Genomic DNA, 12,815 nt, shown 5'->3' with positions numbered 1-12,815 from the left:
TAAAAAATGAGTAAATAAAATTGATTCATTTAAATGAATTGATGATCATTCTGGAGAATAATATTTTAGCCTCCCGACCCAAAAGTTTGCTCCGATATTCAGGATAAATTATTGTAATGCTTTGATTGCTGCATCCTGCCGTTGCTGTTCAAATTCAGTGATATAAACACAACCGATATAGGTCTTATGTTCACCTTCATCTACAACTGGATTAGATTCAGCTAAAGTCAGTTTACGCAAAGATTTTTCCATTTCTTTGGTCTCAAGATCTGTTTTTACAATTTTCTCTCCTGAGAAATAAGGCATATCTTTAAAGAAAGGGTTTTGAGAAATTTGAAACTTTTTCGCGAGAACTTGGGTGTTCGCATTTTTTAAAACAGCCAGCATCCCACCAGAAACTAAGCTAATTTGATCTGTAGATTGACCGAATACCGTAATGGGGACTTTACTGACATAGCTATATTCTTCACCTTGTTTGATCCAGCCATTCTTTTTCAAATCATCCTCAAAGTCAAAACCTAAGTCATAATAATTTTTCAGTGTCTTTTTACACTCTAAAAATTGCTGTAAGTCTTGATTAAATTGAGAATCTGCAAAAGCATTGGGCATAGCACCGATAGCCAATCCAGAAAATAAAAACGTTAGGAAAATTTTAAATTTCATGTGATGTCTCAAAATATTTTGTGATTCTTGCTATTTAATTTCTAATCGAAGTAAAGTTGTTTTTAGTTTTAACAACTCAGGTAAGGTTTCCAATAATAAACTGATTTGTTTAAGCACCAAAAGTAAATTATCTGATAAATTTTCTTGATCATTGATGTTCTGAATCTCAGTGAGCTTTGTTTCAATTAATGCTTCATTTACAGCGGATTGGTTAAGCAAAACATCATTTAACGTGTCTTTACACCACAACATCAAATCTAAAATCTGCTGATCATGCACATGTTCACGATGACTGCCTAAAGCAGAAACATAACTGAGCTGGCTATGGCTATAGACCAAATATCTAAATGCATTGTGAATTAAATCCTGATTTGGATTGGGTTCAGCACTTAAACTGGAAATCATCGTGGATAATTCAATCTGTGCATTATGTGCAGCTCGGCGTGCTTTACGATAATCAATACTATTGGTTCGGCCTTGTTGATATTGCTCAACAACCGCATCGAAATAGTCTAATGTTGCTTTGCTGCTTTTACGAATATTGTTGGAAATATCACGGAAGTTCCAGTCTGGCCAAATAAAACTGACCGCAAACCATGCGATTACACATCCCAAAATAGTATCGATAATACGTGGTAAAATAATGGTATAGCCTGCACCTTTTAAATTAAAGATCAACAAAACCATTAGGGTTGCCATTAAAGTCGCCATGGCATATTTTTTTGAACGTAAGTAGAAAAAGGATACCCCAAAAATAATAGTGAGAAGTAACTGTCCTTCTATACTAGGTATAAAATATAAAATGGGAATACCTAAAAGTACGCCTAATACAGTTCCTAAAGTGCGCAGTTTTAAACGACTTTTGGTGGCAAAATAACTGATCTGGCAGACAAATAAACTCGTGAGTAGAATCCAATAGCCATTTTTTGCGAAGGGTAGTAAGGAAATTGTGTACCCGACAGCAAACACAAATGAGATTCGCACCGCATGGCGAAACAATGCAGAATTTGGGGTTAAATGTTGTTTAATCTTGAGCCAAAGGTCTGGTAGATCATGGATATCATCATCCAATAAATTTAGATTATCTCGATGGTGGCTATAACTTTGCTGATAATTACTTTGTTCAATACTCAGATTAATAAATTGATCTTGCACATTTTTGAGATTTTTTAACACCAACAGTAAGTTTTTTACTTCTAAATTATGTGGATTTTGTTGAATCCATTCCAGCATTGAGTTTTCTAAATGTGCTAAAGCAATACTATTGTCAGGATGCGTTTGAAAGATTTGACGCTTTAAAATTGCCTCAGCAAGTTGTTGGCAATTGCGCGCTTGTAAGCGGACATTTTTTTGAATGCGATAAATTAAATCTGTGCGGCTAAAGTTCTGTTGGATCTTTTCATAGTGCAAATAATTGGAAGTAACTTGCTCATGAATATCTTGGGCCAAAAAATATAAGTTGAGCCAGTAGATGGTGTTTTTATTTGCACGAGAGGCTTTTAATCGGGTGAGTAATGAGGCTTTGGTTAAATTTAAGTTTTGCACCAACTGGCTGTTTTGCAAAGATAGGTCAAATAAAAGCTGTTCAATATTGTCGACATTATCAGGATCAAATAGTTTTGCTTTTGATGTCAAAAGCTCGGAAAGAAGATTGAAACTATTAGAGAGGTTGTCTTGTACAGCCTGTGTCGGTTTTAGCAAGTAGAAAATAATAGAGGTCAAGCCATACCATAATGTACCCATGACAAAATAACTGGGTTGTTGATACCACTCAGAATATTCACCTAAGCCAAACATGGTATAAATTGACAAGAGCACAGTACCAAATGAAATGGTGGCATAGCGTTGCCCTAAGGCACCCATTAAGATAAAAGCCCCACTGGAAAGCGACAAGTAAATTAAAAATAAAAGCTTATAGGAATGTAAAAAATCTAAAATACTGCTGACAGTAAAAAACAGCACACAGACCAAGCCTAGATTTCTTAACCGAATACTGAGTCGGTCATCAAAATCAGTGAGTGCTGTTGCAATTGCGCCAAGTGTAATCGGTACAATAAGTTGATCATAACCTAGAAAATACAGGCCAAGCGTTGTTCCAGTTAAAACAATCAAAATCTGTATGCAATAAATCAAAGTCGAATTTGATTTTATATTTTGAAAGATTTGCTGATAGCTATTCACAGTGTCTATTCAGTGGCTTGGACGTTTCAATATTTTACTCGTTTCTGATAAGGCGATATGATTTATTGCATGTAGAAATGTAAAAAAGAAACGGTAATATTCAACATTTTATATACAGTTGAGCCCTTACTTAAACGCTTAAAAAAACTCAGAATAAGTGATCAAGTACTTAAAATAGTAAAAATGCCAAGAAAGCAAAACACTGAAATAAAACAACCGCGTTACCGCAATGCTGAATTAACAGAACGTCGTAATTTAAAAATGGCAGGTTCCATCCATGCCTATGTACGAGGCAATACTGCCAAATATTATGATTGGTTAAAGCAAGCGGAAATAAGTTCGATACCACAAGGACCAGCGATTTGGATTTGTGGGGACTGCCATACCGGTAATTTGGGTCCTGTAGCCAATGCAGAGGGTAAAATTGATATTGAGATTCGTGATTTAGATCAAACCGTGATTGGTAATCCAGCCAATGATGTTATCCGCTTAGGACTATCCTTAGCGACGGCTGTACGTAGCTCTGATTTACCTGGGGTCGTTACCGCACAGATGATTGAAGCGCTTTACGCGGGTTATGTTTATGCCTTAGCACACAATGGTCAGGGGATTGGTAAATTACAGCGACCTGTCCTTGTGCATAGTGCAATGCAGAAAGCACTGAAGCGAACCTGGAAAAATTTAGCAAGAGAGCGTTTAGAAGCTTTAAAGCCAGAAATCATCTTGGGGAAACGATTTTGGCCCCTATTGAAAAAAGAACATCTCGAAATCCACAGTGTTTTTAATCAGCCTGATATTCAGGACTTGGTCACAATGATTGGCCAGCGTGATCAATCCGCTCAATTGAAAGTCATCGATTCAGCATATTGGGTTAAAGGGTGCAGTTCTTTAGGCCTATTGCGCTATATCGTACTGATGGATTCATCCAATCATATTGTCAGAGATGGGAAAGGCCTATGTTTAATGGATCTGAAAGAAGCCACAACAGCACTTGCACCACGTTATTCAAATACACCGATGCCAAAAGACAATGCAGCAAGAATTGTTGAAGGTGCAAGACACTTATCACCATTTTTAGGGGAGCGGATGCGAGCAAGTAAGTTTTTAGATACTTCGATTTTTATTCGAGAGTTATTGCCACAAGATTTAAAACTCGAAATAGAAGGGGTCAATGAAGTTGAAGCCAAAGACTTGGCTTTCTATTTGGCTTTTGTGGTTGGTCGTGCACATGCTCGACAGATGGATGATCCAGTACGCAATGCTTGGATAAAAGAGTTAAAACGCAATCAATCAAAAACCATCGAGGCACCATTTTGGCTATGGCGGAGTATTGTTGAATTGATGAGTGTACATGAGGCTGGTTATTTGGAACATTGCCGTCGTTATGCGCTTTCACATCTGAAATAAAAAAGATGTGGATAAGAGCAGACTTATCCACAATTTATGATCAAATTATTGAATCACACCACATGCTATACGATCTCCACCACCACCAAGGGGTTTTGGATGATCTGAATAGTTATCCCCGCCTGCATGAATCATGATGGCTAAGCCTTGAATATCTGCCAATTTTAAACGTGGCGCAATTAAGGTTGTTTTTGCATTTCCATTGGAATCTACATTCAGTACAGGTAAATCCCCCATATGTCCATCATTCGGGGTGCCATGACCAGTTTTTTGAGGATTGAAATGCCCACCCGCAGCTAAAGCAGCGCCCATTTTTCCATCCTTTTCAGCAGGTGCACATGAACCTTTTTCATGAATATGAAAACCATGATAACCCGAAGGTAAGTGGCTAAGTTGAGTGTTGATTGTTAAACCATTTGGAGAGTCTTGCAAGCTCACTGTACCAATTTTTGAACCAATGCCTTGTGCAGATACAGCATGAATATCTACTGTTTGTAATGGTGTTTTAAGCTTAGGGTTGACCGTTGTTGTACTACATGCTGCTGTAAATAGGGTGATACATGTACAAAGTATAGAAGTTTTAAAAAAAGTAGATGTCATTGAACGCATCCAAAGTATTTGATTATGATTAGTAACTATTCAAACAAAGCCCAACAGGATAAACAATGTGAATTAAATGTCTGATTGTATGAATTTATTTAACAGAGAGTTTGATTGGTATTGATTATGTTGATTAAAATAAATGAAGAAAATCATTACGTAGTATATCTGCGATATTAAAGATAGCTATACAAGATATATTCGCCAACTCATGCTTATTGGCGAATATAGTGGTTATAACTATTGCATTTTAACGTTTACTTGCTGGCATTCAGCTTAGGATTTGGTGGGTTTATCCTCATCAATGTCATAAGCCATTGTTGCATCAGGCATGAGGCTCTCTGATTCAGTAGTTTCATGTAACCACTCACGCCAAATTGCCAAGAGAATTGCAAGAATGACAGGGCCAATAAACAGTCCAACCAGTCCAAAACTTGCTAATCCACCAAGTACACCAAACATGATCAACAAGAACGGAATCTTGGTTGCACCTGAAATAACCAAAGGTCGAATCACATTATCAGCAGTACTGACAATACAAACACCCCAAGCCATTACACCAATTGCTTCCATGGTTTGACCTTGTGAGAAAAGCCATAATGAAACTGCACCATAAGCAACAGGAGGGCCGAATGGAATCAGTGCCATCAAGAACGTCACAATGGTAAGGACCATTGGATTGGGTACACCTGCAACAAAATAACTCACACCAGCAAGAAATGCTTGAGCAACGGCAGTTAAACCAACACCATAAACCACAGCCCGAGTCGTCTCAGAAATGGTATCAAGATAATGGTGAATACGTGGACCAATTAACATTTGTAAGGCTTTACTGACTTGCTCCAAAATGGTTTGACCATCTCGGTAGAAGAAGAATAAAGACATGATTGCAAAACCTAGCTTAACCAGATTTTTGGTAATTTCGTTCAAGACGAATTTACCATAGTTCATATGGCCTTGAATCCAAAGACCAATGGTTTGTGAAAGGCTGGTAGGATCAGCATTAATTTCACGTACAGTACGGCTAACTTCTTTGCCGATGATGGGGAGTTCACGGATAAAGTCTGGAACAGTCAAATGACCTGAAGATAATTGGCGTTGGAGGTCGAAATAAAGATTTCGTCCTTCATGTTGTAAAATAAAAATGGCAAAAGTCAGTGGAATTCCAACCACCAAAACCACCAGCGTAATCATGAGTGATGCACTGAGGGTAGGTCGATTCGAACCAAACATTCTTAAGATGCGTTTGTACATTGGCCAAGTCATATAGGCAATAATACAGGCCCATAACACAGGTACAATGAAGTATTTGAGAATATCGTAACCTAGAAAAATAAGGATAAACAATAATCCAAACAATAAGATACGTTGTAAGTTCGAAGTGAAATCTTGCACGAATTACTCTAAAAATTGTGAGTGATTGACTCAATATTAACTGAAAAATAAAGTGTGGCAAATTTTAACCCTACTTTATCTGATCTTTATTGAATTGGTTTTAGAACCAATCGCTTGGATCGTCTATTAAAGCATCAAGTAAGGGTTGCCATTGTTCTTGAATGGTTAAAAAGTTCTTTTGGGTTTTATCAAAAACGTTTAAACCTTGCATCGCCAATTGGCTATAGGCAGTACGTTCGGATATCCATGCAACAGGTTTTTGTTCGATTTTATCAAAGAATTGCTGAATATCTTTCGAGCTAGAGCTGTTGGCTTTCATTCGGTTGGCAACCAGATATACAGAAACTTTGCCTTTACGAATTTTTTTAATGTCTTGGATGTGTTTAAGGAAACGTCGAGTACTGTCGATATCAAAAAAAGAAGGTTGTAGCGGAGTGACTACAGCATGGCACTCACTAATCAGTTGTTCTGCATGTTCACCAGTTAAGGCACCTGGTGCATCAATCACTAAATAATCTAGGTTTTTAGGTGCATCACCAATTGATTTTTCATGACGCCAATCCAGACTTTGAATTGTTGCTGCAGTGTTAGGGCGTTGCTTTAACCATTGCAGTGCAGATTTTTGTCCATCTGCATCAGCCAAGGCCACTTTATAGCCTTTTTGTGCAAGCGCTGTCGCTAATGTTATTGCTGTAATTGTTTTCCCACAACCGCCTTTTAAATTTGCAACAAGTATTGTTTTCATGATTGATCAATTAAGTCTGTAAGCTAACCTTCACCTTACTTTAGCATTAATTTTTAGCATATAGGTTATACATGACAAAACTTTAGTAGTTGTTTACATTGTGCAAGATATCGAGTTAAAGGAAAAAGCATGTCCATCTGGATGGCGATGTTAATTGGTGCGTGTATTGGCATCGTTTTAACCACAATCGTGTTATCAAGTACGCGTAATGGCAAAATAAAAGCAGAGTACGAACAGTATATTGCTGAGTTGGAGTTAGAGCATCAGCAGGCTTTAGCAAGCGCGCAAAAGCGTAGTGTAAATACCAGTCGTGCTGTGCTGAAAGGCAAAATGGCGGAACAACTTGCACCAATCATGCCTGAGTTTCGTTATTTACCCAGTGATGCCAAGTTCTTAGGTGATCCTATTGATTATGTCGTGTTTGATGGTTATACCGATTTTCGAGATGGTGAAGGTTTGGCAGAGGATATTGAAGTGGTGTTGATTGATATTAAGAGTGGTGGGGCACGTTTGACTAAAGGACAGCAAGCGATTGCTCAAGCAATTCATGATGGGCGAGTACGCTTTGAAACGATTCGGATTGATTTTCAAGATTAGAGGATAAAAGTGTAATTGAGTGTGCAGCTTTTGGATTAAAGCAATTGTATGGAAAAAATAAATTATTTGATTATAAAAAGGCTTGCAATGCCATACTTTACAATCAAAGTTAAAGTATCTTGGCGTAGGTGATGCCTCACTTTTCGTAAGGGATACCAAACCTTGCGCTAAAAAACCGTGCTTTGTTTTTGTTCATTGGGCGAGGTGTATGTCCTGTAACCCCGCTCAACGGCGACATCTCTGTCGTCCCAGTAGGGTAGGATAACTATCTAGGATTCAAAAATACAAAAACTTATTCATTGCTAAAAACCTTTAAAAGTTCATACAAAAACATAAGCTTCATTGATGATCAATAACTTGATGAAAATCACTTGTCTGAATAATGAGGTGGTTTGACTATCTCAAATTTTCTATTAAATTTATCTATTCTATTAAACCACGAAAGCTTAGAGCTTGTGTGCTCTGGCCATAAACATACGCCGTCCAATTTTTGGCAGATCTTCAGCATCAAAATAATATTTTTCAGAAAACTTAAAATTGGCATTTAAAAGTTCAAGTTCAATATTACGGTTTAAGTGGCAACCATCGGCAATAATCTTTTGTATAGGGGTTAAAATATCTTGCAATTTTTTTAGGGTGCTATTGTCATGATATTGAACGTGTTCAATTAGATGTAGTGTACCTTGAGGTTTTAAAACCCGATGAATTTCTTGAATGGCTTTATCTAAATTGGCAATACTGCACATAGTCCATGTACTGACGATATTCTCGACTGAATTATCTGCAAAAGGTAACTTTTCGGCACTGGCTTGAATATGTTGTACATGAAAGGGTGCATCAAATACCCGTTTCTGAGCAAGTTGGTATACATCGCGGTTTGGCTCAAGTGCATAAACTTGATCAACCTCTTGGTAAAATGGCAGGTTTAAACCTGTGCCAAAACCGATTTCTAAGACTTCACCTCGAACTTTTCCAAGTAATTCTGCACGTCCATCCATCATGCTGGGTGTTTGCATCACTTGATTGAGTAAATGCGGGAAGATACGTTGTTGGTAAAATCTATAAATCATAATTTTATGCAATTAGATGGGTATAAGCTAAATTCTAACCAAAGCATACTTTGAATATAAGACAAAAATAGGACGAAATCTCTGTATTTTGTTACCGAAACTCGATTTTTATTTTAAGTTTTTATATTAATACTAGGATTATAGATTTTGTACAATTTTAACTGTGGTTTGAGGAGCATATTATGAGTAAAAAGTTAATCTGTGCAGCGTTGATGGCACTGAGTGCTTTTCAGGTATATGCTTTTCAATCTACTGATTCCTATAAAGTTTCAACAAGTAACCCAGCATTTAATATTGCCAATGGTTTGGCGCCAATAGATCAACATCAGAAAATTTCTGTTTTAGAACCCTTTCATGGGGAGTTTCGGATTCTCGGTTCAAAAGAATATAAAGATGATGAGCAAGCAAAATTTTCTCCAATTGATTATGCGGTAACTCGTGGTTTATTTACTGAACCTGAAATTGCCCGCCAGATTTCAATCAATCAATATGACCGTTTCTTAAATTGGAAAATGGCTCGACCACCCATTCCAGCTCAATTAGCAACTCAATTAGTCAGTAACATGCATATTATCCCGGCTAATCCTAAAATTGCTCAGCAAATCAAACAGGTAAAGCGCGGGGATCTCGTTCGCTTAACAGGCGATTTGGTCCAAGTGAATGATAAAGATTTGGTGTGGAAATCTGCTTTAGATTGGAATGGTGTGGGGGATGGGGCGTGTAAACTGATTCGTGTAAATTCTATTCAGTGGTTGGAAAAGCAAAATATCTAAATTCAAATTGAGCCACATCAGAGAAGATGATAAGGTTTGCTATAATTTTAGCCAATTTGATCATAAAGAGTGTGATAAATGAAAGGTTTAGTGGGTTTTACTTTGTTGTTTTGCAGTTTGGGCTTAGTCGCTTGTCAAAGTTCAAGTCCTACAGTGGAAGGTAAAACACATGAGTATACATTGAAACAAAAGTGCCCAACTTTGATGGATATGAAAGTAGGTGAGGTACTTGTTTTCAATGCACCTGAAAATCCTAGCACAGGTTATCAATGGCAGTTATTACAACCACTTAAAATTTTTAAAACAGAAGAAACCTATTTGCAAAATGACAGTGAAGAGGGGGCAGTGGGTGTAGGTGGAACCAAAACTTTCCGGTTTAAAGCTGAAAAACCAGGACAAGACTATATTGAATTGGTGCATATTCGTTCATGGGAGTCTTCAAAACAACCTGATCAACAATGGCGTTGTCGCATTCGAGTTTCTTAGCATTGAGTTTTAATCTTGATCAGCGTTTCTGCTTTTGTGCGATCTGTTAGCGCACAAGAGCAGATTAAAGCATTTGTTTTTTTATCTTTTATCGGTCAATTGTTTCCAATGATCAAGTTGCTCATCAGCACTTAACATTTCTCCCATACCTTTGACTGCATCACTTGGATTTTTCAGTTCCCCATCTGCAGATTGCTTTTTCTCATCATAGACTTTGGCTTGATTTTCCCAATATTGATAGCGTAACCCTTGAATATAGCGTCCTTGTTCGGTTTTTAGATCCAGCTCTTTGAGCATATTCAGTGCAGATTCAATACCATCACGTTTAAGCTGACGATCTATTTCTTCAGTAAGGCTTCCATCAGAAGCACGTTTTTTAAGATCAGCTTCTAAAGCATTATTATTTTCAGTAAATTTTTGATCATATTCTTCAAGCAATGCAATATCGTGAGCATCGTCTGGTGTACTTGGAAAGGTTTTAATCGGTTTGGTTTTCAATTGATCCATGATCTCTTGAGAGGCATCTTTGGGTTCAGATGAATTATTCTGCTGTGGGCTATCTTTAGGAGAACATGCTGCCATGAAAACGACTGATGTGAGTAAACCTGAAAGGAGTAAAGGGCGAAGTATTAAATTCATGATAAACATTCCTCATTAAAGCGTTTCGATTAGCGCAGTTTCCTAAAGTTATAAACATAGGTAACGTAAGGGAAGTCTATTTCATCTTGCGCATGTTTACCCGTATATTCCAAGACAATATGTTCGAATTTGTGTTTTAGCTTGAGTTGTTCTTGTTTAGACATCGCAGCAATAAAACTGGTGGATAATAATCGCTTGCTCACTACATTTTCTACGGTTCCAGTTTGTACTTGTGAAAAGACTTTGGCTGTTTCAAGTTGGAATAAAAATTGATTTTCAAACACCAATTTCCACTGGCCACTATGGTAACGTGGCGTGTCATCTTCGATTGTTGCGAGCAAATCTGCCAATGCTTTAACCCAGTCTATCGTCTCATCACGCTGGTTCCAGACCAAACCAAGATGACCATTCTGTTTTAAAATATGGTGAATTTCATTCAAAGTTTCAATATTGGCAAACCAGTGAAATGACTGCGCGCACAAAACAGCATCAATACTTTCAGATTTTAACGGAATTTGATCACTCTTTGCTTGAAGCGTTTGCACATCAGGATGTACTATTTTCAATTGTTCCAACATTTCTGTGACGGGCTCGACAGCAATAATATTGGTCGTTGCTTGTTTGAGGTAAGGGAGAAATTTTCCAGTACCTGCGCCTAAGTCAACAACACTTGAATCTGAGCCAAGGGCTAAATCTTCTTTTAACCATTTGACCACATCTTGTGGGTAATTGGGTCTGACTTGTTGATAAAGTTCTGCAGCAGTACTGAAGCCTTTTTGAGCAGCAGGATGTAAGGAATGTGTCATATTTTGCGCTTTTTTATCTGACTAGACTCTATAAAATATGACACTTGATGCAATCAATAGGCAAGTGCCTATTTATTTAATTTCAGCCAATGATAGAGCTAGTGCTCGGTGTGCGAATGGATAAGCAAATAATTTTTGAAGATGATCATATTAGAGCAATCTATTTACAAGGCGATTCTGACACTTTAGTTCTGTCATTTGGTGACTTGATTTCTAGAGCCAAAGGACTTTCCATCAATGCTGAAAAGTCTTTGATGAAATATAACTATGCTATGGTCGGGATTATGCCAAAACAGAAGTCTTGGTTTCCTGCTTCAAGCATGGTGGCATTGTTAGAGCACCTAGATCCCATTTTAAAACAATTTAAAAATATCGTGGGTTATGGCGGTTCGATGGGTGGCTATGCGGCAATCAAATATGCCAAAGCTTTAAAAATGAATCGTGTTGTTGCCATGGTTCCGCAATATTCTATCGACCCTTTAGAGGTTGAGGACAAGCGTTATACAGATTTCTATGATGCTGAATTAAATGCGGATATGCGTATTCAGGCACAAGATATCGTTGCCGACTGTGAATACATCATTGTTTATGACCCTTATTTTGAAAATGATAAAGAACATTATTTAAAAATTAAGCCATTGATCCCTCAATTGCATACGTTACATTTACCGTATACTGGTCATGATGCGATTGCAGTTTTAGCCAACTCTGCGTTACTACATGATTTTATTGAACGTGAATACGATCAAACTTATTTTTATAAGCAGATTCGTGAAGTAAAGAAAAACAGCAAATTTTATTATCGTAGTGTGATTGCTCACTTATTGGGGACGCATAATGAGGCTTTGGGTAAAATTCTAAAAGGTACAGATATCCAACTCGACAGTACTTTTTTCGATGCCAGTTTAAAACAGACCATTACTCGTATTTTATTGACCAATAAGCGAGTCGATGAGCAAGATTTGCAGAAATTGGGTATTCAAGTCAATTTTGCTTTTGAAGATAAAACGCAGCTACAAGACAGTTTTGGCAATATTTTAGTATTTAATGTGATCACACAAAAGCTAGAAAGCTATGATCAACAAGTAATTGATGTGAATGGAAAATACATTATTCCATTACATGTTGAAAATAATGGTTTGGCACAGGTAGAAATCAAAAAGCAAACCTATTTGATTTGTATGAATGATCGCCGTGTGACCAAATTATTTAAGCAAGATGAAGCTTTGTCTTTGGATATGAATCCAATTGTGATTAAAAAAACCACAGACTTTTATGTGTTGACCTATAAAAACTTTTATATGAGTTGTGATATTCAAGGTTTGGTGAGTTTTGATGATGAAAGCTTAAATGAGTTTTGCCACTTTAAGGTTGCTTAAAGTCAGCGGTTGAGCTGAAACACCATTTGGTGTCTAACGATTTGACATTTGAGCCATTTAAATAGACAGATGCA

Annotated in this window: 13 protein-coding genes; 5 read left to right on the top strand and 8 right to left on the bottom strand. The window is 37.2% G+C overall.

The window, feature by feature from the left end; translation table 11 throughout:
• Positions 1 to 108: 108 nt before the first annotated feature.
• Both ACG9ZL_RS02680 and yccS read right to left on the bottom strand, forming a co-directional pair.
• Entirely contained in the window at positions 109 to 663 is a 555-nt protein-coding gene (locus ACG9ZL_RS02680; protein WP_419358968.1) for a hypothetical protein, read from the bottom strand.
• Between the two features lie 30 nt (positions 664 to 693).
• Positions 694 to 2,844 carry a YccS family putative transporter gene (yccS, locus tag ACG9ZL_RS02675; protein WP_336952257.1) on the bottom strand — a complete coding sequence of 717 codons (2,151 nt, stop codon included), beginning with the start codon at positions 2,842 to 2,844 and terminating at the stop codon, positions 694 to 696.
• 183 nt (positions 2,845 to 3,027) lie between these two features.
• Here yccS and ACG9ZL_RS02670 point away from each other — a divergent pair, with 183 nt between their 5' ends.
• A complete protein-coding gene (locus ACG9ZL_RS02670; protein ID WP_336952256.1) occupies positions 3,028 to 4,251 on the top strand; it encodes a DUF2252 family protein in 1,224 nt (407 codons plus the stop codon).
• A 45-nt stretch (positions 4,252 to 4,296) separates the two neighbouring features.
• Here the strand turns inward: ACG9ZL_RS02670 and sodC are convergent, their stop codons facing one another.
• From sodC to ACG9ZL_RS02655, 3 genes are all read right to left on the bottom strand, one after another.
• Complete coding sequence (gene sodC, locus ACG9ZL_RS02665; protein WP_336952255.1) at positions 4,297 to 4,851, bottom strand: superoxide dismutase [Cu-Zn] SodC; 555 nt, start codon at positions 4,849 to 4,851, stop codon at positions 4,297 to 4,299.
• Between the two features lie 276 nt (positions 4,852 to 5,127).
• Entirely contained in the window at positions 5,128 to 6,246 is a 1,119-nt protein-coding gene (locus ACG9ZL_RS02660; RefSeq protein WP_336952254.1) for an AI-2E family transporter, read from the bottom strand.
• A 100-nt stretch (positions 6,247 to 6,346) separates the two neighbouring features.
• A complete protein-coding gene (locus ACG9ZL_RS02655; protein ID WP_336952253.1) occupies positions 6,347 to 6,991 on the bottom strand; it encodes a ParA family protein in 645 nt (214 codons plus the stop codon).
• A 129-nt stretch (positions 6,992 to 7,120) separates the two neighbouring features.
• Between ACG9ZL_RS02655 and ACG9ZL_RS02650 the strand changes: the two genes are divergently transcribed.
• The gene (locus tag ACG9ZL_RS02650) at positions 7,121 to 7,588 is read left to right on the top strand and encodes a Holliday junction resolvase-like protein (protein ID WP_336952252.1); all 468 of its coding nucleotides are present in this window, start codon (positions 7,121 to 7,123) and stop codon (positions 7,586 to 7,588) included.
• Positions 7,589 to 8,034: 446 nt separating this feature from the next.
• Here ACG9ZL_RS02650 and ACG9ZL_RS02645 read toward each other — a convergent pair whose 3' ends face one another.
• Positions 8,035 to 8,658 (bottom strand): class I SAM-dependent methyltransferase, encoded by a 624-nt coding sequence (locus ACG9ZL_RS02645; RefSeq protein WP_336952251.1) that lies wholly within the window; start codon positions 8,656 to 8,658, stop codon positions 8,035 to 8,037.
• A 182-nt stretch (positions 8,659 to 8,840) separates the two neighbouring features.
• Between ACG9ZL_RS02645 and ACG9ZL_RS02640 the strand changes: the two genes are divergently transcribed.
• Together ACG9ZL_RS02640 and ACG9ZL_RS02635 are read left to right on the top strand one after the other, a co-directional pair.
• The gene (locus tag ACG9ZL_RS02640) at positions 8,841 to 9,431 is read left to right on the top strand and encodes a hypothetical protein (protein ID WP_419358966.1); all 591 of its coding nucleotides are present in this window, start codon (positions 8,841 to 8,843) and stop codon (positions 9,429 to 9,431) included.
• Positions 9,432 to 9,509: 78 nt separating this feature from the next.
• The gene (locus tag ACG9ZL_RS02635; RefSeq protein WP_336952249.1) at positions 9,510 to 9,917 is read left to right on the top strand and encodes a protease inhibitor I42 family protein; all 408 of its coding nucleotides are present in this window, start codon (positions 9,510 to 9,512) and stop codon (positions 9,915 to 9,917) included.
• 81 nt (positions 9,918 to 9,998) lie between these two features.
• Here the strand turns inward: ACG9ZL_RS02635 and ACG9ZL_RS02630 are convergent, their stop codons facing one another.
• Positions 9,999 to 10,556, bottom strand: a complete 558-nt coding sequence (locus ACG9ZL_RS02630) for a hypothetical protein (protein WP_336952248.1) — start codon at positions 10,554 to 10,556, stop codon at positions 9,999 to 10,001.
• 29 nt (positions 10,557 to 10,585) lie between these two features.
• Complete coding sequence (locus tag ACG9ZL_RS02625; RefSeq protein ID WP_336952246.1) at positions 10,586 to 11,362, bottom strand: class I SAM-dependent methyltransferase; 777 nt, start codon at positions 11,360 to 11,362, stop codon at positions 10,586 to 10,588.
• A gap of 89 nt (positions 11,363 to 11,451) precedes the next feature.
• Between ACG9ZL_RS02625 and ACG9ZL_RS02620 the strand changes: the two genes are divergently transcribed.
• Positions 11,452 to 12,741 (top strand): hypothetical protein, encoded by a 1,290-nt coding sequence (locus ACG9ZL_RS02620; protein WP_419358964.1) that lies wholly within the window; start codon positions 11,452 to 11,454, stop codon positions 12,739 to 12,741.
• Positions 12,742 to 12,815 lie beyond the last annotated feature (74 nt).

Origin of the sequence: Acinetobacter legionensis, from assembly GCF_048551735.1 — a bacterium.
Taxonomy (GTDB): Bacteria; Pseudomonadota; Gammaproteobacteria; order Pseudomonadales; family Moraxellaceae; genus Acinetobacter.
Note: the sequence above shows the minus strand (reverse complement) of the source record. Positions and strands in the feature narration are given on the sequence as shown.

Coding starts and splice junctions, on each gene's coding strand:
- ACG9ZL_RS02680 (WP_419358968.1), bottom strand. CDS start 663: ATGAAATTTAAAATTTTCCTAACGTTTTTATTTTCTGGATTGGCTATC.
- ACG9ZL_RS02670 (WP_336952256.1), top strand. CDS start 3,028: ATGCCAAGAAAGCAAAACACTGAAATAAAACAACCGCGTTACCGCAAT.
- sodC (WP_336952255.1), bottom strand. CDS start 4,851: ATGACATCTACTTTTTTTAAAACTTCTATACTTTGTACATGTATCACC.
- ACG9ZL_RS02655 (WP_336952253.1), bottom strand. CDS start 6,991: ATGAAAACAATACTTGTTGCAAATTTAAAAGGCGGTTGTGGGAAAACA.
- ACG9ZL_RS02650 (WP_336952252.1), top strand. CDS start 7,121: ATGTCCATCTGGATGGCGATGTTAATTGGTGCGTGTATTGGCATCGTT.
- ACG9ZL_RS02645 (WP_336952251.1), bottom strand. CDS start 8,658: ATGATTTATAGATTTTACCAACAACGTATCTTCCCGCATTTACTCAAT.
- ACG9ZL_RS02640 (WP_419358966.1), top strand. CDS start 8,841: ATGAGTAAAAAGTTAATCTGTGCAGCGTTGATGGCACTGAGTGCTTTT.
- ACG9ZL_RS02635 (WP_336952249.1), top strand. CDS start 9,510: ATGAAAGGTTTAGTGGGTTTTACTTTGTTGTTTTGCAGTTTGGGCTTA.
- ACG9ZL_RS02630 (WP_336952248.1), bottom strand. CDS start 10,556: ATGAATTTAATACTTCGCCCTTTACTCCTTTCAGGTTTACTCACATCA.
- ACG9ZL_RS02625 (WP_336952246.1), bottom strand. CDS start 11,362: ATGACACATTCCTTACATCCTGCTGCTCAAAAAGGCTTCAGTACTGCT.
- ACG9ZL_RS02620 (WP_419358964.1), top strand. CDS start 11,452: ATGATAGAGCTAGTGCTCGGTGTGCGAATGGATAAGCAAATAATTTTT.